16 protein-coding genes and 1 tRNA gene are annotated in these 24185 nt (G+C 50.1%); 6 read left to right on the top strand and 11 right to left on the bottom strand.

All coding sequences use genetic code 11. From position 1 onward, the window contains the following. Nucleotides 1-21: 21 nt before the first annotated feature. From ACJJID_RS03590 to ftsH, 3 genes are all read right to left on the bottom strand, one after another. Nucleotides 22-999: an NAD(P)H-quinone oxidoreductase gene (locus ACJJID_RS03590; protein ID WP_444921517.1), complete on the bottom strand. Its 978-nt coding sequence runs from the start codon at nucleotides 997-999 to the stop codon at nucleotides 22-24. Nucleotides 1000-1242: 243 nt separating this feature from the next. Beyond that, a complete protein-coding gene (locus ACJJID_RS03585; RefSeq protein WP_444921516.1) occupies nucleotides 1243-3531 on the bottom strand; it encodes a TonB-dependent receptor in 2289 nt (762 codons plus the stop codon). A gap of 779 nt (nucleotides 3532-4310) precedes the next feature. Beyond that, a complete protein-coding gene (gene ftsH / locus ACJJID_RS03580) occupies nucleotides 4311-6275 on the bottom strand; it encodes an ATP-dependent zinc metalloprotease FtsH (protein WP_444921515.1) in 1965 nt (654 codons plus the stop codon). A gap of 371 nt (nucleotides 6276-6646) precedes the next feature. Here ftsH and ACJJID_RS03575 point away from each other — a divergent pair. Then, nucleotides 6647-6723 (top strand) — tRNA-Arg (locus ACJJID_RS03575). A gap of 224 nt (nucleotides 6724-6947) precedes the next feature. Here the strand turns inward: ACJJID_RS03575 and ACJJID_RS03570 are convergent. Continuing rightward, nucleotides 6948-7712 carry a substrate-binding periplasmic protein gene (locus ACJJID_RS03570; RefSeq protein WP_444921514.1) on the bottom strand — a complete coding sequence of 255 codons (765 nt, stop codon included), beginning with the start codon at nucleotides 7710-7712 and terminating at the stop codon, nucleotides 6948-6950. A gap of 339 nt (nucleotides 7713-8051) precedes the next feature. On the opposite strand from ACJJID_RS03570, the gene ACJJID_RS03565 reads away from it, so the two are divergent. From ACJJID_RS03565 to ACJJID_RS03550, 4 genes are all read left to right on the top strand, one after another. After that, nucleotides 8052-8471, top strand: a complete 420-nt coding sequence (locus ACJJID_RS03565) for a DUF4440 domain-containing protein (RefSeq protein WP_444921513.1) — start codon at nucleotides 8052-8054, stop codon at nucleotides 8469-8471. Then, entirely contained in the window at nucleotides 8468-9325 is an 858-nt protein-coding gene (locus ACJJID_RS03560; RefSeq protein WP_444921512.1) for a M90 family metallopeptidase, read from the top strand. Before ACJJID_RS03565 ends, ACJJID_RS03560 begins: the two co-directional genes overlap by 4 nt. 107 nt (nucleotides 9326-9432) lie before the next feature. Continuing rightward, nucleotides 9433-10011, top strand: a complete 579-nt coding sequence (locus ACJJID_RS03555; RefSeq protein ID WP_444921511.1) for an HD domain-containing protein — start codon at nucleotides 9433-9435, stop codon at nucleotides 10009-10011. A 355-nt stretch (nucleotides 10012-10366) separates the two neighbouring features. Then, on the top strand, nucleotides 10367-10969 hold the full coding sequence (locus ACJJID_RS03550; protein WP_444921510.1) for a hypothetical protein: 603 nt from the start codon (nucleotides 10367-10369) through the stop codon (nucleotides 10967-10969). A gap of 489 nt (nucleotides 10970-11458) precedes the next feature. Here ACJJID_RS03550 and ACJJID_RS03545 read toward each other — a convergent pair whose 3' ends face one another. From ACJJID_RS03545 to ACJJID_RS03530, 4 genes are all read right to left on the bottom strand, one after another. After that, nucleotides 11459-15472: a translocation/assembly module TamB domain-containing protein gene (locus ACJJID_RS03545; RefSeq protein WP_444921509.1), complete on the bottom strand. Its 4014-nt coding sequence runs from the start codon at nucleotides 15470-15472 to the stop codon at nucleotides 11459-11461. Beyond that, the gene (locus tag ACJJID_RS03540) at nucleotides 15472-17277 is read right to left on the bottom strand and encodes an autotransporter assembly complex protein TamA (RefSeq protein WP_444921508.1); all 1806 of its coding nucleotides are present in this window, start codon (nucleotides 17275-17277) and stop codon (nucleotides 15472-15474) included. The genes ACJJID_RS03545 and ACJJID_RS03540 overlap by 1 nt, the downstream gene beginning before the upstream one ends. Before the next feature lie 221 nt (nucleotides 17278-17498). Next, nucleotides 17499-17891, bottom strand: a complete 393-nt coding sequence (locus ACJJID_RS03535) for a hypothetical protein (protein WP_152452397.1) — start codon at nucleotides 17889-17891, stop codon at nucleotides 17499-17501. A gap of 128 nt (nucleotides 17892-18019) precedes the next feature. Continuing rightward, complete coding sequence (locus tag ACJJID_RS03530) at nucleotides 18020-19999, bottom strand: acetoacetate--CoA ligase (RefSeq protein ID WP_444921507.1); 1980 nt, start codon at nucleotides 19997-19999, stop codon at nucleotides 18020-18022. Nucleotides 20000-20190: 191 nt separating this feature from the next. Between ACJJID_RS03530 and ACJJID_RS03525 the strand changes: the two genes are divergently transcribed. Beyond that, nucleotides 20191-21105 carry a LysR family transcriptional regulator gene (locus tag ACJJID_RS03525; RefSeq protein ID WP_444921506.1) on the top strand — a complete coding sequence of 305 codons (915 nt, stop codon included), beginning with the start codon at nucleotides 20191-20193 and terminating at the stop codon, nucleotides 21103-21105. A 40-nt stretch (nucleotides 21106-21145) separates the two neighbouring features. Here the strand turns inward: ACJJID_RS03525 and ACJJID_RS03520 are convergent, their stop codons facing one another. The 3 genes from ACJJID_RS03520 to thiE all read right to left on the bottom strand — a co-directional run bounded on the left by ACJJID_RS03520 (nucleotide 21146) and on the right by thiE (nucleotide 24181). Then, on the bottom strand, nucleotides 21146-21616 hold the full coding sequence (locus ACJJID_RS03520) for a Dps family protein (RefSeq protein ID WP_152452391.1): 471 nt from the start codon (nucleotides 21614-21616) through the stop codon (nucleotides 21146-21148). A gap of 268 nt (nucleotides 21617-21884) precedes the next feature. Next, complete coding sequence (locus ACJJID_RS03515; RefSeq protein ID WP_444921505.1) at nucleotides 21885-22634, bottom strand: HesA/MoeB/ThiF family protein; 750 nt, start codon at nucleotides 22632-22634, stop codon at nucleotides 21885-21887. Continuing rightward, on the bottom strand, nucleotides 22628-24181 hold the full coding sequence (gene thiE / locus ACJJID_RS03510; RefSeq protein WP_444921504.1) for a thiamine phosphate synthase: 1554 nt from the start codon (nucleotides 24179-24181) through the stop codon (nucleotides 22628-22630). Before thiE ends, ACJJID_RS03515 begins: the two co-directional genes overlap by 7 nt. Nucleotides 24182-24185 lie beyond the last annotated feature (4 nt).

Below are 24185 nucleotides of genomic sequence, written 5' to 3'. Positions count from 1 at the left end.
ACCACCTACATTCGCTAAAGGTCACAGGGTCAGCACAATTTTTCCAACAATCTTGCCGGATTCTAAAAGCCGGTGTGCTTCGGCAACCTCCTCCAGAGGGAAACGCGCAGCAATCTGTGGATGGATTTTACCCGCTGCAATAAATGGCCAAACCTGGGACTCCAGAGCGTGGGCAATATTGGCCTTGACCCGTGTAGATCTCGGCCGCAGTGTCGATCCGGTCAGGGAAAGTCGCTTCAACATAACCGGCAACATATTCACTTCAACGCTGGCTCCTTGCAAGTAGGCAATATTCACTATGCGCCCATCATTCGCAGCCACTTTAATATTGCGCTCAATATAGCTGCCGCCCACCATATCCAAAATGACATCCGCTCCGTGGCCTGAGGTAGCCTCCTGTACTACCTGTACAAAATCCTCTTTCCGATAATTAATCGCCCGCTCAGCACCGAGCTGCTCACAGGCTGCACACTTTTCTGCGGAACCGGCGGTGGCAAAAACCCTGGCACCCAGCTGGTGTGCCAACTGAATAGCGGTAGTACCAATACCCGAGCTGCCACCGTGCACCAAAAAAATTTCACCACTTTTCAGCCTAGCCCGGTCGAACACGTTGGCCCAAACCGTAAAAAAAGTTTCCGGTAAAGTCGCAGCCTCCACCATGGATAAAGCGCCGGGTATTGGTAGACACTGCCCCTCGGGTACGGCGACAAATTCCGCGTAGCCACCACCATTAGTCAGTGCGCAGATCTTATCGCCAACTTTCCAGCGCTCGACACCATCCCCCACCGCAGCCACCCGCCCGGACACTTCAAGCCCAAGCATTGGTGAGGCGCCCGGAGGCGGTGGGTAATTGCCTTTGCGCTGAACAATATCGGGACGATTGACCCCCGCAGCGGCCACTTCAATCAACACTTCCCCAGGAGCTGGTTCAGGCTTGGGCAGGTTTTCCAGCCGCATGACTTCGGGGCCGCCATATTCCGGCAGATCTATAGCACGCATGATTCACTCCTTTAAATTCTTCACGACCCGGTTAAGCGATGGCGACAATCTCTAAATACCATCAGAGGGATACTGGGCACTACTGTACCGCTAATGAGGGGAAATTACAGGTAGGTAAAAACGATTATGGCCGGGGACACTCGCACAGATCACTCGCTGATTCAGTGTGCAATTGACCCCAGCCACATAAAGTCCATTAACTTTGAACAAAGCCCCAGTTAATGAAAAAGATATACCGCGCTGTTAAAGCTCGTAGAGGAACTCCACCCCCATAACACGCCCCTTGTTAAGTGGCGTAAAGCTGGCGCCAACACCTCCCATAACAGCAGGTAACTGGGTATTGTTACCCTCCGCCATCTCATCCAGCATATTCTTGCCGAATAGTGAAACCGTATAGCTGCCATTATCCGGCGTATAGCCGATACTGAAATCCACCATATCCACTTCTGACAACATACCTCGGTTATCATCGGTGTAAGGGGCTTCATCTCGGTGATTAAAATTCACACGGGAAGTCAGAGTGCCATAGGCGCCTAACTGCAAATCGTGAATAAAGCCCACACCGTAGGTCCAGGGGGCCAGACGAGGAATCTCAAGACCGAGATCGGTGCCATCTACAAGGCCGTCGCCATTCAGGTCGCCCAGTACCTTGTCGTAGTCGCCATCCACATAACCCACATTGAAAGTAAACAGCAGGTTTTCACTCAACGCCGCCATCGCCTCCAACTCAGCCCCGCGAATGGTGGCATCGGCAGTGTTACGGATGATTTGTGCAACCCCAGTTACTGCATCAGGAAGGTTTTCCTCGCGCTGCATATCATCAATGGTATTGTGGAACACCGCCATATTGGTGCGTAGACGTCCATCCAGCCAATCCACTTTGGCACCGATCTCGAAGCTGCTCTGCTCCTCCTGATCGGTAGCCTGCGGTGCATAAGGCTTTCCAGTTAGAGGGTTGATACCGGCGTTGCGGAAGTTATAGCCACCACTGCGGAAACCCTTGGTCCAGAAAGTATACAGCTGAGTATCATCGGAGACCGTCCACTGCAGGCCCACCTTAGGTGTGAAAGCACTCCAACTCTCACTGTCCTCAAAGTCATAGGAGGAACAACCGCTCAGGGTACAAGTATTCAGTGGAATAGAGGCAATCTTGGCATCTTTTTTCTCACTGGAGTAGCGCCCACCCAGGGTCAACACCCAGGCTTCGTTTAGGTCGATATCCGCCTGGGCAAACACGCCATAAGTGCTGTGATCCTGCTCACCGCCTCCCGTCCAGTCAATTGCCCCGAATCGTAAAAGACGATTTTCCAAGTAAGTGACATCCTGGCTAAACCAGTAAACACCAGTGGTCAGGGCGGTGCGGCCAAAGCGACCCGCATAGCGCAGCTCATTACTCAGCTGGCTCTGGTCCACACTGGAATCCGCATGGAAAAGCGTGACCGGTAGGGAGTCGATATCGCCTAGGCCCTTTGCCTCATACTCCCTCCAGGCGAGAATATTGGTGATGGTGCCATCACCAAAGGCGACATCCTTATTGAACTCGGTAATAATCTGGCTCCATTCATCTTTCTGATAGCCTTCCTCATTTTGGGCCACCTCAAAAGAGTCCCTGCCGTTATCCCAATCATCAATGCCAACTGACGCAGCAATGAGAGGGGCACTTGGAGCAAACTGCGTACCTTCCATAGTCTGGACATAGGTCGATTCATAACCGCGGTTTTGCGCTACCACACCATCAGAATCCATCCGGCCGTGTTCCATACGCACCAATAGCTCTGCTGTGTCGTTGAGCTGGATGCTAAAGCTCGGCCGAATAAACCAACTATCGGAGGCACCAGCATTATCGTTGTTAGTGGCAACGTTTTCGAACCATCCTCGGTCGTCGTTGTAATAAACCGTTAAACGGCCATTGACCCTATCGGAAATAGCGCCGTTAATGGTGCCAGCTGCGACAGTATCGAGATTGTCAGTCGTGGATAGTTTAAAACGCGAGGAAAATTCATTCGTGGGGCGGGCGGTCTTTATAACCACTGCGCCACCGGTAACGTTGCGGCCAAACAGTAGCCCCTGCGGGCCCCGCAAGACCTCAATCCCTTCTAGGTCGAACAGGTCTGTCACCACACCGGCATTCACACCCAGATACATACCATCCACAAACACGCCGACTGTAGGATCAATAGAGGGAATAGAGCTATTGATCCCCAGACCTCGCACGGTAAAGTTAGCGGTGTTTTTGACAGTGCCCACATCTTCCAACTGGACGTTGGGCATCTTGAAAGAAAGGCTCTGTAGATCCTTGGTGTGCAGAGCCTCTAGCTGATCGCCGGAATAGGCGGTAGCTGCTACGGGAACCTCCTGCAGGATTTCGGCATCGGCGCGTTTGCGAGCGGTGACTTGTACCTCTTCCATAAGGGTACCAACCGAACCCTCAGCGGCAAAGCTAGGGATAGCACCACTGGCCAACCAAAGAGTCGCTACTGAACAGGCGGAAAGCAGAGCGGAGTGCTGCTTAAGTTTTGACGGACTTCCCATGTTTTCTCTCCATTGTTTTATTGTTTTTATCTACAACAACGGACTTATCGCAATCGGTACTGCCTTATCCCGCCGCTCTACTCTCTCTGTGGAGATTCCGACTTTGCGAGATTCCGATCCAAGACCGCGCTGATAAAGAGACACAGAATTCGCATGTTTTCTGTGACGCAAACAGATTACAGGCTAGCCCCTCCCGGTGGAAGTCAATTTATCGTGGATAACCATAAAAATAACTCAATTTGTCTGGAAAGTTCGTTAAAAAAGCGAAAGCTAAAAAATGATGAAAAAATAAAGCTGAATATGCACTATTTAAGTGCGGACTTATAATCCCCCCACACTGGAAAATCCTTTAAAAAAAGAGGGAATTGAAATGAGTGCTTGCCGCAATCAGCGAGGGAAAAGAGGCATCAGCCCCTCACCTCGAGACACAAAGACAAAATACAGCCGAAAATAAAAGCGCCTTCATACCCAAATAAATTAGACACGAGGCAAGACCTAGCAGTCAGCAAAATTACTCGAGTAAAACCACCAGTAAATGGTACTTATGAATATTTTATTCAGACGCCAATTACAAATTCCTTACATTTGCGAAAACCTGGAGTTGACCACCAAGTCCAACTGCTTAACTGCCAAAATAAACAAGGTAATAGTGATTGGTTAGCAGGTTACGAGTTATCGGACGATGACGATAAAGTTGATCGGTAAATTATTATCGGCTCGACAATCACACTTCTATCCTACGATATTCCCAAATACCCAAGCTGCCTTAAGTTCATGGCTTACAGATTGAGGTTGTCCTTATCCTCTAGGGCGATCACTTTATGGATTTCTACCGCGTCCAGAGTCTCCTTCTCCAGCAATGCTTCTGCTAAAGCATCGAGCTTCTTGCGATGATTCTGCACAAGATTCTGAACTTCCTTCTCGATCTCACTGACCAGAGCGATCACCTCATCATCAATAATTTCAGAGGTATGTTCACTGAAATCTTTCTGCTGTGCCATTTCCTTACCTAGAAAGATATGCTCCTCTCCGCGTCGAAAGGCCACCGGCCCCAGTTTCCGGCTCATCCCCCAATGCGTCACCATATGTTGGGCCAATCGGGTGGCCTGCTTCAGATCAGATTCTGCCCCGCTGCTGACTTCATCAAATACCACCTGTTCGGCCACCCTGCCACCGAGCATCACACCGATACGATCACGCAGGTAACTCACCTTCATGTTGTGGTGATTTTCAGTTGGAATTTGTTCTGTTGCCCCAAGGCTGTGTCCTCTGGGAATAATGGTGGCCTTTTCCAATGGATCAGCATGGGGCAACAACGCCGCTGTGAGTGCGTGACCAGCTTCATGATAGGCAACCGTTTTTCGATCATCCTCCCCCATTATGACTTCCCGCTCTCCGCCGAGTACGACCTTGTCCCTGGCCTGTAGCAGACAATCCATATCCACGGCCTCCTTGTTTTGCCTACCCGCCAGTAAAGCAGCCTCATTTATCAGGTTTTCCAAGTCCGCACCCGCGAAGCCCGCGGTCAGGGCGGCGAGATGCTCCAGGTCAACTTCTCCGTGTAACGGAACATTTTTGGAGTGAATTCGCAGGATTTCTTGGCGAGCGGGCTTATCCGGTAAATCCAGGGTGATCTTGCGATCGAAGCGTCCAGGGCGAAGCAGTGCCGCATCCAGCACGTCCGGGCGGTTGGTTGCGGCAATCACTACCACCGCCTCCTGGGGATCAAAACCGTCCATTTCCCCAAGGATCTGGTTGAGGGTCTGTTCACGTTCGTCGTGGCCCCCGCCCAGACCGGTGCCACGTGCTCGCCCCACCGAGTCGATCTCATCAATAAAAATGATCGCAGGGGCTTCTTTCTTAGCTTCGGCAAACATATCCCGCACCCGGGATGCCCCAACGCCAACAAACATCTCAATAAACTCTGAGCCGCTGATACTGAAAAAAGGCGCATCACTCTCACCGGCCAGGGCCTTGGCCATCAGTGTTTTGCCTGTACCCGGCGGCCCCATTAACAGAATCCCACGAGGGATCTTTGCCCCGAGTTTGCGGTAGTGATCAGGATCTTTTAGATAGCCGGCAATCTCCTGCAGATCCCTCTTGGCATTGGCAAGACCGGCCACATCATCAAAAGTTACTTGGGATTCACTGCGTTCGTAGCGTTTAGCCGGTGATCGGGCAAAACTGAAAGGGCTGCCGGGAGTCATTGCACCCATGCGGGCCTGCATTCGTCGACCCAACCAGACCAGCAGCGCTATTATCAGAACCCATGGCAACAGCAGTATCGCCATCCTCTGCCAAAATCCCCCCTGTGACGATTCTGCCTGGATAGTTACGTTCTGTTTTTCCAGTAGAGGGAGCAACTCAGGATCTTGAATCGGGGGCAAAGTGGTGGCAAAGCGCTTTTCTTCTGGTTTCTCGGTCTTTTCCTTTACGCCGTTCTTGCTCTCGGGCTGGGAATTTGTGGGCCGCTTAAAAACTCCGGTAATACGCTGCCCTTCAAAGAGGACACTGGCAATTTCCCCCTTGCTGAGAGCCTCTTTAAAGTCACTGTAAGCCAAGGCCTCTCTCTCTGCCCCAAACTGCCCGCTCGAGCAGTACTGGAGAGTGAGGATAACCAGAAAGAGAAGAATGACATATTGCAACCAGCCCAACGGACCTTGCTGGGATTGGCCTGTCAGTGGGGAGCCAGGCTCCTCCGGAGACGGCTTCTTCCCCTTCTCTTCGTCATCCCCAATTGCCATAGAATCTCACTGTACTTGGGATTAGCTGCCCTCCACGTGCTGTAAGGCAGGCACTTTGTACTGGAACAAACAGTATAGTTCTCCGCCAACTGTGCTGAACTACTGTGCGTAATGACTCATGGGCATTAGACCTACCAGCGGAACAGGCGCTTTTACAGCGCCGTTCAATCTCAACTCAAGGCCAGGAGCAGCTATTTTTTAAAAAGGCTTGCAAAGTCGCCTCCTGCAGGGCAGAATTCGCGCCCTGTCGAACTTGCTGTGCTCCGAACCGGGGGCCGAGAAAGTTTGATAAGTTGCGGATTTTTAAGGGGTTTTCCTGAAAAAATTAGTTGACTTAAACAAATCAACTGACTATAGTTCGCACCCATAACGCGCTCGTAGCTCAGCTGGATAGAGTACCTGGCTACGAACCAGGCGGTCGGAGGTTCGAATCCTCCCGAGCGCGCCATACAGAAAGGGCCTGTAACGCAAGTTACAGGCCCTTTTTATTTCTAGCTTACCCTTTTACCTTCTGAGCCTAAGCCTAATAGTGACCATTCAGATTAGCTAAGAACAGGCTAGCAACCCCCTCAAGAAAGAAATGGACCCAGGTAGTAACCCAGGCCCCTTTCACCTACTATTGATGCTGACTTCTACTAAATACTTTTACAGAATGGAAGTTAGCGCATTGGCTTACTTGCAGATATTTTCTTTCTGTACCACATCGTATTTTTTCAGTAGTTCATTATAGCGACCACTGCTACACAGCTTGGCAAGCCCGCGATTAAAGTCATCACGCACTTTCTGGTCACGGAACCCTACGCGAAAATCAGTCATCGGAGCGAAAATTGGGAAAAGGTTAACCTGATCCATTTTGTGCCCCATTTTATTACTCAAGCTCTTGAATAACTCCATGTCCACAACTGCCACAACATCTTTCATCTTCCAAAATTGCGCGACAAGATCGGGTGCCGTCGGAGCTTGAATAAGGTTCTGACGCTGTGTGCCATTGGGCCCATACATTTTTTCAAATTCCGGCCCCAAGTCCATGGGCCCACCCTGCCATGTGATCACCTTCTTACCGGCAAGATCTGCAATGCTATCAATTTTCATTTTGTCGGCAGCTTTGGTAACGGCGTAGTTGGCAAAACTGATCATATTATTAGAATAAAAAAGACCATCATCCTTCTTCATCACATTAACCGCCGCTTGCACTTTACCCTGTTCAAGTGCTGGTGCTGTCTCTGCAAAGCCCATCTGCTCAAACTGCACGGCATAGTCAGGAAGCGCTTCTCGTACAATATCCACCTCCAAACCACTGGAAGCCTTATTAATCACATAGGGCGGGGCATCACCAGCTATCGCCACTTTTAAGGGCGTACCACCCGACTGGGCAACCGCCGGAACAATAACACCAAGCATTAAAACTAAAAAAGCAATAAGGGAGCGTATAAGCATAACCATCTCCAAAGCGACAGAAAAATCACCTAGACGACCTAAGTGTTGGCATCGAACAGTGATTAATCAAGTCGCATATTTCTACCAAACAAGAAACCGCCCACCATTAGCCACACACCGATAGCCAATTTTTTTTTGGATCAAGGAGCTTGAAAAGGGCGCACAATTCCCCAACCATAAAATTATTAAAGGGGGCGAGATTAAAACCACGGTGAATAAACCACTTTTTTCCAATCTATAGGATTTCGAAAAACTATAGGGCCAAACTTGCATTATGCTCGACTTGCTATATACCCCACGCAAAAAAACCGGAGAGACTCAAGTAAGGAGCCAGTCAAAATGGCATCAGATTTGGATCGCATCATTGATTATGAAACCATGCTGCACAATACGAGCAACCGTAAAAAGCTAGCAATATTGAAAGCATTGTTAAGCCCAGATTTTAGAGAGGAGGGAAAGTCTGGCCTCAGCTTTGACTTTAAATTGATAACTACACAGATGCAGTCAGAGAAAGATAGTGAATGGACAGTTCACAGCCAAAATTACCAATGTATAACGCTCTCAGAATCTGTTCAATTACTGCTGTATCAATCCGCACACCGCAACCAGCAGGGAAACTACTCTGATTTCTGCAAACGCTCCTCTATTTGGGCGCTCAACAAAGGTCACAGGAAGATGCAATACCACCAGGGCACGCCCTGTGAAGCCTTTTCAATAAGCGAGAATATTTCAGCTAAACAGTCGGCAAATAGCCTATGAGCGCTTTCCTTGCGATTATCCTGCTCGCCCTAGCTGTCTGGCTTGTACCTATTTTTTATCGCCGCTGGCATATCAATTACCGACGTGCACAAGCGCTCACACAAGAACAGTTACAACTGCTAAAAGAAACACTCCCGCTATATCAGCATCTCAACAGCAATCAACAACAAGAGCTATGCAGTAATATTGCCCTTTTCCTCCATGACAAAGAATTTGTCGGTTGTGACGGCTTACAAGTCAATGAAAAAATGAAAGTCGCCATCGCCGCCCATGCCTGCTTGCTGTTGTTGGGCCGCAAAAACGAGTGCTATCCCAATCTCTACACCATACTCCTGTACCCTGACACCTATGTTGCCCATGAAACCCACAGGGAAGGCTATATAGAAACGGCCAGACACAGTGCGCGGGAAGGTGAAGCACATTACCGCGGACCAGTGGTGCTCTCCTGGGGAGATTTGGATGAGGATCTTGAGAATCCCCAACGAGGCCACAATGTTGCCCTACACGAGTTTGCCCACAAAGTAGATGAAGAAGATGGCTACTTTGATGGCCGCCCATTATTTGAGAAGTCCAACGATGGCGCCAACTGGGCCGAAGTAATGAGCCGGGAATTCCACCGTTTACGGCAAAGAGCCGAATTTGGTCAATTTCCCGGCGACAGTCCCTCAGTATTGGATTTATATGGAGCCCAATCTCCAGCTGAATTTTTTGCCGTAGCCACTGAGAGTTTTTATACGATCCCCGTTGCCATGCGCTCTCTACACCCAGAACTGTACAATGAACTGAGTAATTTCTATCGGCTAGACCCAGCAAGCTTGGTCGGTGGAAATAGGAGAATAAAGCCAGGATTGTAAATCATACATTTTAAACTCTATATTGAAGCGCAATGTGACATTCCCTGCCTATTGGCCACGATAAACACCAAGAAATAATCCCACACAAGTAAGCCCAGGAAATTGCAATGGAAGATATTGAGAAAGCGCTCCGTTTTATAGTTGAAATAGAGAAGCTCAAAAATGTACAACGAAAAACAAAACCGGCGGGACTGAAGCGCTTCGAGAATTCCGCTGAACACAGCTGGCATGTCTGTCTGTGCGCTTTGATTCTGAAAGATTATTCAAATGACCCAATAAATATAGATCGGGTTATAAAAATGCTGCTTATACATGATCTTGGGGAGATTGATGCAGGGGATACCATAATCTATTCAAGTGAAACAGACACGGCAAAAGCGAAAGAAAAGGAAGGATTGCAACGGCTGTTTTCACTATTGCCTGATAATATGAACATAGAGTTGATGAATCTATGGGAGGAGTTCGAGTCTGGAGAAACAGCCGATGCTCGCTTTGCCAAGGCCATTGATCGTATTCCTCCCCTACTCCATAACATCTATGGCGGGGGACACAGCTGGAAGCAGTATGGCATCACCAAGGAACAAGTATTTTCTTTAAACGCACGTATTGGAAAAGGCAGCGAAGTACTCTGGTCTGAAATTAGAAGCAAACTAGAGGGCGCAGTCAAAGATGGCATCCTCAAGTAGGATCTAGCCTAGACTGATTCAAGTGCATTAAATTAGGGTCGTGAATCTACCCCCTAAGAAAACGATCATTCAGCTAAGCCTGTTCTACAATCAATTATATTCCTTGTGAAGCTTCGCCCTTATTGCCCCCGATATCTTGATCAGTTCCAGCTCATCAGGAGTTAATATCGTGCCAAAAGTAATCCCACCATTCGTCAGCATCTTCAGTCTTTTTTTTCTCCACACAACATCAGCCACTTCTCCTACTAGGTGCCAACCCCTATTTAACCACCAAGATGACAAGGTTGCTCAATACAACCGGTGCACCTTAATCGATTTTCAGCCAAGCGTTCATGCCGGATCAGCAACGATCACAATGAATCGGGATACTAAAGGCGCTTGCGTTTATACCACTGCGGTTCAATGTGGTGATGAAGATATCCGGATGGGAGATATTGCCGCGATTGACTTTAAGGTTACTGTTCCTGCAGGTAAATGTGGTCCGAGGGAGTGGATCGCCGTATACATGTTTCCCTGGTGTGGGCAACCGGGGGGCTGTTGGGATGGTGGGGACCGTGAAGTGGACTTTGTAGAAACCAAAGGCCCCAATGGTCCCGGCGGTTTCGCTTCTAACTGGGGAGACCACCCCAAGCAAGCAGGGTGGGTTAATCAACAAGGTGCTATCAGAGTAAATAACGGCACTAAACAACATGTCACTTTCACTTCCAGCCAGGTTCTCTCGGGGCCGAATAGCGGCACCTATCAATGGGATATCCGGGTGTGTGATGCTACAGAGACAAACTGTGACAATTCCAATCAACTCTGGCATGCCTATCGCGAGAGAGGTCCTACTGTTTTTGACGAATCCATGATGATTGTTGTCGATAATTGGGGAGTCAATGATCCACCCCAAAAAGGGTGTGTTTTAGAGATTACAGATATGGTAATCACAAAACAATTGAGGTCTCCTGAAGAATAGAATAGGTCTCAACTTAAATTGCCAAAATTTCGAAAACAAAGCCAAATAATAGCTATCAAAATTTATATTTACGACGGGGTTGCTGAATATTAAAAGTCTAAGACCTAAAAAAACCTGCGCACCCCCCCTAAACAGCAGGTAAGTCTGACCAAGAAACCTTCATTGTATTCACCATCAATACCAGTGGCTTGATGTAAATTTAGCGGTAAGCTTCTCCGATAAATTAACCCACCAAACGGCAAAAGTTGTCTATAGAAGACCTACAACAGCTTTTACCAAAACTTCGAAATTTCAAAATAGGGATTTAAGCCATTCAAGTCAAATCCTCCACAACAAGATGACAGCGAGGTGAGGACACCTCTAAAAATACCTGAAAAATACAAATCATCAACTTGGAGACAAGAACAAGAGATACCCAGCAATAGATATCACCAGAGGTATTTATAAGCCCACTTTTACCTTATTTGTAACTATTAATAACTGTAAACATTAATAGTCCTTCTTCCACTGCAATTCGACACTACCAGAACCACTATCGCCCTCGTCAGCCGTTTTAAACTCAAGATTGAGATTATCGCGAATTTCTATCTGCATCTCGGCCTGCCAGGGACTTAACGGATCGGTACTACGCTGCAACTCCACATAAATCCGGTTGGTGATATATTTACCCAAGCTCAGGGCATACTCATCCCCTTCGTCGCTTTCCTCTCGCTCGATATTGAGGGTATCCAAACGCAATAATTCACGGGTTTTGGCCACGGGATCCAGAGCTGCACGGCCAGTCTGCAGGCTTCGTATTACACTAACCAAACGCACGGCTTGCAGCGGGGAAATATCTGAGAGCGACTTGCCAAAAAGCAGTTGCGCCAAGATTTCATCCTGGGAAGCCGAAGGATCGGAACTGAAGTTAATATCCAGGTCGGAGGTGTTGCCGGAGATCGTTGCGATAATCTCTCCATCACTGTGTTCGTATACCCCTTCGACATTAACGGCGACTTCGTTATTCTCGAAGCGTATCTCCCCTTCTTGCAAATCAAATTTCTTACCGAGCAAATCGAAACTGCCCCGCACAATAGTCAATTTACCAGAGGCCTCAGGCTTGGCTGCAGTTCCTTGAATATTTACCTGGCCGCGCAACTGGGAATTGAGCCCCAGGCCACGCACATAGGACTGCTGATCCAAAATCACTTCCACAGCTAAACCCAATTTACTGAGCAGCGGCGGTGCGCGTTCCACTTGTTCACCATCCACTTGGACTTCCGTCACCTGTATTTCCGGCACACTACTGCCGATCCACTGTTCAATTTGTACTGATAAAGGACGTAGAGTGAAGCGGCCGGCAACCTCGGCACTCTCCGTTGTACCAGTCAGAGTTGCCTGGCCACTAATAGCGCCGCGTACCCCAGGAGTATTCAGTAAATGCGCCCGCTTTAAATTCAGGCTGAGGTCCATCCTCGCCGGGGCCTGCCCAGGGAAAAATATGGCCCCGCCCAGATTAATACTACCGCCATCGACAACAGTGGCACTCCCCCTCTCAATGCGCCACGCTTGTGGAGTCAGGCGCGCATAAAAATCAATATTCGATATACGGGTATAGCTGGGACGGTGTTCATAGCTGGCCCCACTCAGTTCTATCTCGCCATTTAAACGGGGATTGCCCAGAGTGCCGGTGCCATCAGCAGAAAAGCTCAACAACCCTCGCAAAACATTTACCCTGGGGTCCATAAATTCTGCCACCACCGACAAGTCTGCGGTACCGCCACTAACCAATTGCAGAGGTACTTCGCTCATCGGCTTAGTTGGATTATCGGCGAACAGTTTCTCAACGATTGGAGCGATCTGCAGTTTGGCGCTGCTATCTATCGCACGCCGATTACCGTGATCAGCCACCAGGGACGCCTGCAACTCACCACCCTCGGTATGCCATTCCAGGCCCATAGAGAGCGGCTGTAACTGAAGCCTCCCCTTCTCCCTACCAGGCATATAGCCACTGAGGCGTAGATCGCCCTCAAGCAGGGGCTGCTGTGGACTGCCAGTGACACTCGCGTGCAGAGTGACATCACCTTGATTGGGCATAGTAAATGGCACCTCCTGAGAGAGATCCTCCAGAGAAGCTCGGCCCTGAATTTGTAAGTCCAGCCGCTGCTCATTAAGACTGCCGTGGGCCCACAACTGGTTGCGCCCCGCCCATAAAAACTCCAGGCCTTCGATAACCAAACTCTTGTCGGCATAATCCAAGGCGCCCTGTAATTTCCAGGGCTCATAGCGGTAACCACCCTGAGCCAGCACACTAGCTCGCACCTCTGGATTGGCCAGTGATCCGTTAATTTCACCATCCAGACTCAGCTCACCTTCAAGGGTATTGGGTAGTGGCAACCCAACCACTTCCACCAGGCTCAGGGGCAAGTTGCGCACATTCACCCCCACCTTGAGCCGGTCTTTCTTTGGCTCGATTATTCCCTGCGCCTCTACCAGTACAACGCCCTGCCGCCCCAGACGCTGAGCTTCCTCGGCCAAGGCAGTCAGTCGACTCTCGCTCTGTGCGGGTTGTACAGCTCCCTTCTCAATCCCTGGAATAATCACAGGCGACTGGGGCCCGCGAAACTGTCTCGAGCCAAAATAGTTCAATGTACCGTTGGCAAAGAGCTCCAAGCGCAAGCCCTGCAGGTCTATTTTTTCCAGATCTCCGCTGGCATCGCCTTTCAAGTTATACCGATATTCTTGAACCAAGCCATCAGACTCCAGGCTGGCATTCAGGCGTGGATTGGACCAGGGTCCCTCCACACCGACCTGCCCCTGCAGACTCAGAGTTACCCCTTGCGCAGAGGTCAGGCCCAGATCTTCATAGGGATTGAGATTTCGAATATCCAGTTTGAGCTGCAAATTTAGCGTTTTCGCTTCGATATCCACCGTGCCACCGCCGAGGACATTCAGCTTTTCGCCCGCCAGGCTCAGATCTGTAATTGTTAATCCCTGCAAATTGCCATCAATCTTGGCCGTCAGCTCATTGTGTAAATCCCGATAGACGGTAACAGCGCTCAGATCCCCTTCGAAATCGGGTTTATCCCAGGGACCTTTGACTCGCGCCTGCAACTGATGCAGGGTACCGGAAAAGTCATTCGGGATATTTATTTTCTCTGTTTGAGACAGGGAGGACAGCAGCCGACGTATCTCTTCAATACCCAGCTCTTGCGCTGCCACATCCAAATCCAGAGTTTTATTTTCAGTATCGATAGTGCCCGCTGTGCGAATCTCTGCACCGGCAAACTCCAGTTGTAAAGACTCCAGCTGGATAACACCCTGAGTAGTATTCACTTCTCCTACCAAGTTCAGGGGCTGATCCCGGTAGCTGCTGTTAAGCTTTACCTGACCGGAGATATTAGGTCGTGCAAATGCGCCGCTAACGGTGACTTCTGCACTGAGCCAACCACTATTTAGTACATCCTGCCATGGACGAGAAAGAGTGATCGGCAAGCGATTGAGGTGGAGTTCAGCATTAATATCATCGGCACTAACATTGCCAGACAAAGTGCTGCGTCGGCCATCTACTTGCAACCAGATACCCTCTGTGTGTAAACGCCAAGGGAAAAGGTCTATTTGTACGCTACCGGTCAATCCTAATTGATGCTGGGAAAGTGGAGTGGAAAGAGATTCAATATCTACCAGTAACTGCTTATCGCGGCGGCGCAGGGAAATTTTACCGTGCGCATCCAGGGCCTGCCCTTGTGGTAATTGCAACCGACGGCCAACAAAACCCTGAGCCTTCTCACTGGCAGAAAAATCCAGAACAAATCGGCCCGGTTGTTGTTCGCGTCCCTCGGCAACAAATTGCAGTTCCCCACCATTTATTTCGCGAATTTTCAATTGCAGCTGGGTGGGCTGTCCCTCCCATCGATACAGAGTATTACCAAACACCGAAACCGTGGGAATATCGGGTACCTTACTACTGATTAACTGCAAGCGCTCAAGTTTTAATTCTCCCAGGCGAAAGCTCGGTAACAGGGTTTCCCAACTGCTAGCGATGCCACTATCACTTTGGTCCACAACTTGGACTGCATCTTCTTCCGTCCGTGCCAGTGAGCTCAGTAACTCATCCAGCACATCAAGGTTCAACAAAAAATCTTTAGCGGCGATGCGCTCAATATTGATGGGATTGCGGGAAAAACTCTGTAGTTTGAATTCCAACCGTTCTCCATCGGCTAGGGTGTTGCTATCAAAATTGATCCGCAAGCGTTCAAAAAACCAGGCCCCAAGGCGCTCACTGGCAATTCCTTCGGCCTCAATAGTCAATCCATCAATCACCTGCTCCGCACCATAAAAAGCTGTGCGGGTCAGGCTGACCCTACCTTGCTCGGTACCAAGAAAATAGAACAGTGTAAGCAGAATAAATAGCAACAAGCCCGTGATTACTGCCCCTCCTGCTCTGAGGGAGCGCCACAAGCTCCGTAGAAAAGCGCCAAGCGCACGAAGTAAGCCTAGAATAACCCCTTTCAATTTGGACATCAGAAAGCCTGCCCTAAACTGACATAAACCTGGTAGTGATCATCTACACCGTCGCGTCGATCCAGGGGAAAAGCCAAATCAAAGCGGATGGGTGCAAAGGAGGTGTTGTAACGGACACCAAAGCCCGCCCCCCAAAAGAGGTTGGAAAAATTAGGGCGCGGGTTTTCATAGGCGTTGCCCCCATCGAGAAACAGAACCCCGCCCCAGGTTTCACTAAAGCGGAAACGCCCTTCAATGGAAACTTCGCTAAGACCGCGGCCACCAATCGCATCAGACAGGCTTTCCTGGCCATCCGCATCAATTTCCACGAGCCTTGGGCCCAACTCCTGGTAGCCATAACCACGCACCGAGCCACCGCCACCGGCATAAAAGCGCTCATCCGCAGGCAACTCCAAATTGGGTGCGCCAGTAATAGCCCCGGCCTTGATACGCAGCGCCAATGTCGGCTCGTAGCGCGCCGATTCCGCTGTTTTATAAGCTGTTAATTGCAGGATATTTTTGACAAAGGAGGTACTGTTATTTTTGAGGTCCAGGTAGGGCTTTACTTCCAGTGCTGTGGTGGCGCCGCGGCGGGCGTCCAGGGGTTTATCCGTGGTGTTTAATTTAAACCCGAGGGGAAATGCCAACAAATGATAATTTTCATCCGGGTCTCCACCCTCCACTGCGCCATCCACTTTTTCATCGACACGACTGAACTTTAACTCTGCCCCTGCACTAATGGTGCGGTGCTTACTCAACTTGCGGGACACCAACCCTTTTAAAGTCAAGGCCCTGGAAGTGTAGGAATCCACATCTTCACCAGTCAAACCCACACTACCGGTAAAACGCTGCTTGTCATTGAAAAAGCGCGGAATACTGAGTTTGCTCTCCAGGGATTGTTTCACCTTGTTCACCTTGCTGGATACCTCCAGCTTCTCACCACGGTGAAATATGTTGCGGTGCTCCCAGCTGGCAGAAACTCCAGCGCCCTCATCAGAGGTGTAGCCCACCCCCAGAGTCACCGTGCGATGATTGCGCTCCTGTACAATAAAATTAATATCAACAATACCACCGTATGGCTCAGATACCTGGCTGGTAACATTGGAGACCAAATTGGTGCGCAGCAGTCGTAACTGAGCCGCATCCAGTTTGCTTCGGCTAAAACAGTCTCCGGGGTTGATATCCAATTTACCCCGCAGGTAATCCTCTTCTACCGAAGTCGCCCCGAGTACCTGTACATCCCCCACCATCACCTCTGGGCTAGGGGCCACCCGATACTCCAGGCGAGCGGCGGCCTCTTGGTGAATCACTGTGGCCTGATAGGTGACATCCACGTTGAGCAGGCAGGCATTGTTATTGAGGTACTGGGTAATAGTCTGCACACCCTCAAGTACCTCATCTGCCTGCAGCGGATCTCCGACTCCAATCGGCAATCCAGGGAAGCCCGCCCTTAAGTCGGCAGGCATAATGATATCCAGGCTTTTTATTAAATAGCGAGGGCCGGGTATCACTTGATATTTTATCTCTCGACCTTCTACAGATTCACGCACAATAGCATCGTAGTACCCCTCGGAGCGCAGCAACTTTTCTAGGTTGCCGCGCTCGTAGTGGGCGATATCACGCGGGGACTCGTAGCTTTCGAGAGCACTGCTATTTTTGCGCAGCTCTTCAAGCTCTTTTCGCAGGGTGGTCTGTAATTTTTTGTCCCCTTGTACAGAAAGGGTAAAACTGGGCAGGTTGGAAAAAAAAGGGATGGTCACCGCCTGCGCCTGCAGCGGGGAAAGCAGAACAAAAGCGACAAGCAGACATGTACTGAGGATTCGCAAAATTTTATCCGTTGTCCACAGCGGTTACTCCGCCTACTACCGGGAGTCCATTCCCTTAACATCTGATTTTGCCCCGAACAACCAATGCCCAGGGGAAATTTGTCGGCACAAACAATTCATAAACTGAGGTATTTTATGATCGTTCACAAAATACTGACGCAAGTGTGCGAACCTGCTGGCATTTTCTCAGGTTCGTGCCGGACCTAAAATCTATATACGATTTATGGCTGGGTGCTGGAACTGGGGCTAGAGCTAGGGCTGCCAAGCAGTGGGTTACAGTCCTTGATGATGACCCGCCCCTTGAGGATATTCCCCTTCGAATACTCAGTGAAAATACACTGGTTGGTTCTGGGGTCGTAATTCTCAACCCATAGATTATCCTCTTTCCAGGTAGCACCGATATGACGGAAGCCCTCGGGCACAGAAATGCTCATTACGCCGCCAAAACGCTTCACAAAGACCTGCTCGTAATGGAAGTAATACGCCAACCACCCGGCGAGGAAGAAAACTGCGGCCGCGATGGCGCCAATTTTAAGGCTTCCCATACGACTACCGATAAAGAGAGAGAGAATAACCAGGGCAATAACCGCTGCCCAATAGAGATATGTAACCATACTTGTTCTTCGCCGTGAATTTATTCGTTTTACTCGAGGGCAAGAGTAGCGCAGAACCGGCATAAACAAAATGACGCCCGCCTACGTACCCTCACCACAATGCGTAGCTCCTCAGTCCCCTGAAAGCCTCAATCTTCCTCCAGCTCCGGAAGGTTTTCGAACAATGCCAGAGCTTCGGGATTGGCGAGAGCTTCCTTATTCTTAACCGCCTTAGCATGCACCACATTGCGTACGGCTAACTCGACAATTTTTCCACTAATGGTTCGCGGAATATCGCCCACTTGAATCACCTTGGCCGGTACATGGCGCGGGGTAGTATTGGCACGAATGGTGGAGCGGATTTTTTGTACCAGCCCCTCATCCAACTCAATTCCCTCACGCAGCACCACAAACAGCACCACCCGCACATCGTCATGCCACTGCTGGCCGATACAGATGCTGTCGAGCACCTCTTCTACTTTCTCTACCTGGCGATAGATTTCGGCGGTGCCGATTCGCACGCCACCGGGATTCAGAACCGCATCGGAGCGACCGTAAATAACTACACCCTCATGGGCGGTGATCTCCGCATAATCCCCATGGGCCCAAACACCGGGCCAGTTTTCAAAGTAAGCGCTGTTATATTTCTTCCCGTCGGGATCATTCCAGAAACCAATTGGCATACAGGGGAAAGACTTGGCACACACCAGTTCGCCCTTCTCTTCTGTTACCGACTGCCCTTCATCATTCCAAACTTCCACGGCCATACCCAAACCGCGACATTGCAACTCTCCCGCATAGACCGGCAGGGTTGGGTTGCCCAGGGCAAAGCAGGACACAATATCGGTACCACCGGAGATAGAAGATAAGCACAGGTCTTTCTTGATATCCCGATACACATAGCGGAAGCCTTCGTGAGCTAAGGGCGAGCCTGTCGATAAAACTGCGCGCAAACGCTGCAGCTTATGACTCTCACGGGGTTTACAGCCGCTCTTCTCCAATGCAGCAATATACTTGGCGCTGGTACCGAATACACAGATACCTTCTTCATCTGCCATATCCCACAGGCTCTCTGCTTCTGGGTAGAAAGGTGAGCCGTCAAACAAGACCAGGGTGGCGCCGCAGGCCAGGCCACTTACCAGCCAATTCCACATCATCCAACCACAAGTAGTGAAGTAAAAGAGCGTATCCTCGCGACGGAGATCGCAGTGCAAGCGGTGCTCTTTAAGGTGTTGCAGCAGTGTGCCGCCTACGCCATGCACAATACACTTGGGTACCCCAGTGGTACCGGAGGAGTACATGATGTAGAGGGGATGATCGAAAGCGGTCTGGACAAAAGAGAGTTCGCGCTCGGGCGCCGCTGCTTCAAAGTCCTGCAGTATGACTGCTTTCTCCAGAGGCTCCGCCACCAATAACTGGCGGGTTTCCTCCTGGGAGCGGGCAACCGGTACCACCACCAGTTTCTCGATGGAATCAATACGTGCGATAATTTCACGCAGGCGCGGCAGGGAATCAATCACCTTGCCGTTATAGAAATAGCCTTCGCAGGCAAACAGTACTTTTGGCCCCACCTGGCCGAAACGGTCAAATACCCCGTTGATACCAAAATCCGGCGAACAGGAAGTCCAAATCGCCCCGAGGCTGGTGGCTGCCAACATGGCCACTACGGTATCGATCACATTCGGCATAAAGCCAGCGATCCGATCCCCTTCGCAAACCCCTTGATCCGCCAGGGCTGCGGCAAGGCGCTTTACCCGGCTGTGCAGCTGCGCATAACTGAGCTGGCGTCGGCTGCCGTTCTCCAGGCGCTCAACCAAGGCCGGTTTATCGTCCCGGAAACGCAGAAGATTCTCGGCAAAGTTGAGACGGGCATCGGGGAACCACTCTGCACCCGGCATACTGTCACGACCCAATACCACTTCACCGCGCGCACTGGCCTGCACTTCAGTGAAATCCCATAAGTCACGCCAAAAGGATTCCCTCTCCTGTACAGACCACTGGTAGAGCGCGCTGTAGTCTTGCAGCTGAAGCTGGTGCCTTTCGTTGATCAAGCGGCGGAACTCATCCATCTGGGTAGCGGCAATGGCCTCGGGGCTCGGTTGCCAGAGGGGTTGTGTATTGTCCTTCATTTCAGCAGGCCTTATGGGTTCATTATTCTCGATGTTTCTACACCCATTTACTGGGCGAAAGGGACAATCATGCCTTGCCCTACAACTTTAAACTATTTTAATCTTTCGAAGGTTTATTAAATAAATCTTAACTTTTTCTGAAAGCATTTCTGAAACCCTGCCGGGAACCCGGTTATCAGTCTGGAGCCCCAGTGAGTGCCACTATAAAACAGCTCCGCGCCTTCGTAGCCGTTGCGCGCAGCCACAGCCTGGCGCAGGCCAGCGCACAACTACATACCTCCCAGCCGGCGCTGTCGGTGGCTATTCGCAACCTGGAAGACGCCACCGGGGGACCGCTGTTCAGTCGCGATGGTCGTCAACTCGTACTGACCCCAGAGGGCCGTGAATTCCTAACCCGTGCAGAGCAATTGCTTAACAACTGGGACCAATCTCTTGATGCCATTCAGCAGCGTTTTCGCCTCGATCGTGGGCAGTTGTTATTGGCGGTAATCCCGGCCTTCGCCCTAAATCGCCTACCCGAATTATTGGCCAGCTTTCACCGGGACAATCCCCAGATCAACATTGTATTGGAAGACATTGTGATGGAGGGTGTTGTGCAGTCAGTGCAGGAGGGGCGCGCAGAGCTGGGCATCAGTTTCCGCCCGGAGGATCTGGGCGACTTGGAGTTTATCCCCATGGAGCAAGATCGCTTTATCGCGGTTACTCCTCCGCAACACCCTCTGTCCAGCAAAGAGGCCTTGCACTGGCGCGACCTGGCGGACTACCCGTTTATTTCTATGAATAGGGGATCAGCTGTGCGCCGTTGGACAGAGCAGGCCTTTGCAGACTGTGGCAAGGTGCCCCGTTACCTGTGTGAAGCCAATCAGCTCAGTACTATCGGGCAATTGATTCGGGCCAATATGGGGGTAAGTGCGGTACCGAGCCTGTGCGAAGGGCAGATGCGCGAGTACGGTTTGCACTGCCATCCTCTATCCGCGCCTGTTGTATACCAGGAGGTCGGTATATTGATGAAAAGCCGTGGCACGCTCTCTGCTGCGGCCAGCGCTTTTCTGCGATGTATTCAACAAGACCCTGGGGACTTACATCCTGGATACTTACCGAAATAATTTATTCAGTGCGGGCAAAACGCCCGCACTGAAAACAGCCTTATTGACTGGTAGCCCGCAACATCCAGGCAGTTTTTTCATGCACCTGCATGCGATCAGACACCAGTGCAAGGGTGGATTCATCCTCCCCTTTTTGCGCAGACTTTAATACTTCCCGGCAAGTCTTAATGACCTTTTCGTGGCCTTCGGTTAATATTTTTACCATGTCCTCGGCTGCAGGAACTTCTACCACTTCCTCAATTGAGCTCAGTTGAGCAAATGCCTGGTAAGTGCCTGGGGCGGGAACTCCCAAGGTTCTGATACGCTCCGCGATATCATCAACCGCTTCTGCAAGCTCCGTATACTGTTCCTCAAACATCAGATGTAATTCACGAAACAGCGGGCCTGTGACATTCCAGTGAAAATTGTGCGTTTGCAGGTATAGGGTATAGCTGTCTGCCAATAAGTGTTTGAGGCCACCAGCGATTTTTTCCCGGTCACTTTCACTAATACCAATGTCAATTTTCTTCATAACAACGCGCCCCTCGTGTATAAGAGTTGGGTTTTTGTAAAAAAGTCCATGTATTGAAAAAGATACAAATATTGAGCCTATGAAAGCCAAGACACAAAATTCAACATCTATAAATACACAGCTTTCGATTACACATTAACAATATCAGGAAGATGTGTCACGCCTATCCCCAAAATTCGAAACTTTCCCTCAAAAAAACCACAAAAAAAATATCCGACACTCCGAGAAATTTAAAAAATTATTATTTGTTGCATAATTATGCCAACTTCTATGCAGAACAAACCGGACAATTCTCAGATTTATTTAGCTTTAGTGTCCGCATAGCCAGGGTCTCCCCCTCAATTAAATACAATTGACCGAGACTGGATGCCGGCAAACCGAGTAAAATTTTCAATGCCTCCAAAGCTTGAACGCTGCCAACAACACCCAAAATCGGACCAATCACCCCCATCGTTGAGCAATTATGAATATCTTCCTGCTGTTGGGGTGGAAACAGACAGGCGTAACAGGGATTTTTATTCTTAGAAAAATCAAAACTGATCAACTGTCCGGAAAAGCCCTGGGCTGATGCCATCACTACTGGTCGCCCGATTTCATGACAAGTTCGATTTATCAGGTAGCGTATTTTTAGGTTATCCGTGCAATCCAGCACCAAATCCACCTGTGCAACATGATCTCTAAGCCAGGTTTCATCGGCCATTTGAGGATGCGCATAAATTCGAATATTGGGATTTGCTGCGGTTAACTGCTGTGCCGCCACCTGTGCCTTTGATTTACCTTGGTGATTGGTTTTGTACAGCACCTGTCTCTGCAAATTAGAAAGATCAATATGATCGCCATCTACCAGGTGCAACTCACCGATACCTGCAGCGGCGAGGTAAAGTGCTGCCGGACTACCCAAGCCACCGAGACCAATGATTATAACCCGTGCCGCCGCCAGTTTTTCCTGTCCCTCTTCTCCCACCTGGGGCAGTATCATCTGGCGGCTGTACCGCTGTAGCTCCTTACTGCTTAACATGGCTCGACTTCCGTACACTTGTCTTCCAGGAGGGCATTGAATTCGGCAACCGCCCGCTTATAATTTTCTGCCTTGGTAATTGCACTGACCACAGCGATACTGCCCACTCCCGTAGCAATAACCTCTGGTGCACACTGCTGATTAATGCCACCAATCGCAACCAGTGGGTAATTGGGTAGAAGTGCAGCCATCCGCGTCAGCTTCTCTACCCCTTGTAACTGATCAGACATATCCTTGGTATTGGTGGGGTAAATAGCGCCGATCGCCAGATAACTGGGGCGATATCGATAGGCCAACAATAATTCAAAGAAACCGTGGGTACTGATACCCAGCTTTAGGCTCGCAGATTGGATTGCAGCAAGATCCGCCTCTTGTAAATCCTCCTGCCCCAAATGAACACCATAAGCACCGCATTCAATCGCTAGCTGCCAGTAATCATTGATAAACAGGCGCAAGTTATAAGTCCTACCGATAGCGACCGCGCGCTTAATTTGCTCACGTAGATCCTCACCGGGCGTTTTTATCCGCAACTGTAAGGTGCGCACGCCCTGTTCAGCGAGGCATTGCAACCATTCCACAGTATCCACCACCGGATATAAACCCAAAGCTTGGGTATCGGTTGCAGCAAATCCTTGAACGAATGGCTGGGTAGAGCTAAGGCCGTAATCTTGCGCGCGCTCTTCACCCGCGACCAGTATCTCAGGGAAATCCGCCAAGTCTAGTGGCCAACCACAATGCCCTACCGGGCTGGCACCAACGCCGATATGGGAATTCTCCCCAAGGCGTAAACCACGTTGCACATAGGCCTTACCAACCACACAGGCATCTCTCATGGGATAACCGAGAGCGCAACAGGCGGCAATAGCAGAGGATAAAGTGCAGCCGGTCCCATGCGTATTATTACCCGGCACTTGCTTGCCAATAAACCAGTCGGCCTTTTCACCGTCCCAAAACAAGTCAGAAACCTCACCTGGCCGCAACTGCGTGTGGCCACCGGTCACCAAAACCGCAGTACCTGCCAAGGCGTGCAGCTGTCGCGCAGCCTCTAAAATAGATTTCGCATCCGTGGTACTTGCCCGGGTAAGCCACTCCAATTCATGTAAGTTGGGAGTCACCAGATCACACTGCGGCAGTAACTGAGCCAAGACTTCCGCGACAATATCGCCCTCAGTAAGTCCTGCTCCATTGGTGGCAACGGCAACCGGATCATAAATAACGGGAACCGGCTGTATCGTTTTTAATTTGCGTAAAAAATTAGCAACCAACAAGACTTGACCGGTATTGGCCAGCAGGCCAATTTTAATCGCAGAGGGGAATAAGTCCCGCTGTAAAGTCTGTAGCTGGGAATCCAGTACCTCTAAAGAAACTGCATTAATCGCAGTCACTTCCACCGTATTTTGTGCGGTGTTGGCGGTGATAGCACTACAACCGTGACAGCCAAAATCGGCAAACGTCAGCAAGTCTGCCTGTATACCGGCACCTCCCCCAGAGTCACTGCCAGCAATGGTCCAGGTGATAGGTTTTTTCGTTAGAAATTGATCTCGCATAAAC

It is taken from the genome of Microbulbifer sp. CnH-101-G, assembly GCF_052466775.1.
This window is presented reverse-complemented; position numbering and strand designations above follow the sequence as displayed.

Coding starts and splice junctions, on each gene's coding strand:
- ACJJID_RS03515 (WP_444921505.1), bottom strand. CDS start 22,634: ATGTTAAGCAGTAAGGAGCTACAGCGGTACAGCCGCCAGATGATACTG.
- ACJJID_RS03565 (WP_444921513.1), top strand. CDS start 8,052: ATGGCATCAGATTTGGATCGCATCATTGATTATGAAACCATGCTGCAC.
- ACJJID_RS03560 (WP_444921512.1), top strand. CDS start 8,468: ATGAGCGCTTTCCTTGCGATTATCCTGCTCGCCCTAGCTGTCTGGCTT.
- ACJJID_RS03555 (WP_444921511.1), top strand. CDS start 9,433: ATGGAAGATATTGAGAAAGCGCTCCGTTTTATAGTTGAAATAGAGAAG.
- ACJJID_RS03550 (WP_444921510.1), top strand. CDS start 10,367: ATGAATCGGGATACTAAAGGCGCTTGCGTTTATACCACTGCGGTTCAA.
- ACJJID_RS03545 (WP_444921509.1), bottom strand. CDS start 15,472: ATGTCCAAATTGAAAGGGGTTATTCTAGGCTTACTTCGTGCGCTTGGC.
- ACJJID_RS03590 (WP_444921517.1), bottom strand. CDS start 999: ATGCGTGCTATAGATCTGCCGGAATATGGCGGCCCCGAAGTCATGCGG.
- ACJJID_RS03530 (WP_444921507.1), bottom strand. CDS start 19,999: ATGAAGGACAATACACAACCCCTCTGGCAACCGAGCCCCGAGGCCATT.
- thiE (WP_444921504.1), bottom strand. CDS start 24,181: ATGCGAGATCAATTTCTAACGAAAAAACCTATCACCTGGACCATTGCT.
- ACJJID_RS03585 (WP_444921516.1), bottom strand. CDS start 3,531: ATGGGAAGTCCGTCAAAACTTAAGCAGCACTCCGCTCTGCTTTCCGCC.
- ACJJID_RS03570 (WP_444921514.1), bottom strand. CDS start 7,712: ATGCTTATACGCTCCCTTATTGCTTTTTTAGTTTTAATGCTTGGTGTT.
- ftsH (WP_444921515.1), bottom strand. CDS start 6,275: ATGGCAATTGGGGATGACGAAGAGAAGGGGAAGAAGCCGTCTCCGGAG.
- ACJJID_RS03520 (WP_152452391.1), bottom strand. CDS start 21,616: ATGAAGAAAATTGACATTGGTATTAGTGAAAGTGACCGGGAAAAAATC.
- ACJJID_RS03535 (WP_152452397.1), bottom strand. CDS start 17,891: ATGGTTACATATCTCTATTGGGCAGCGGTTATTGCCCTGGTTATTCTC.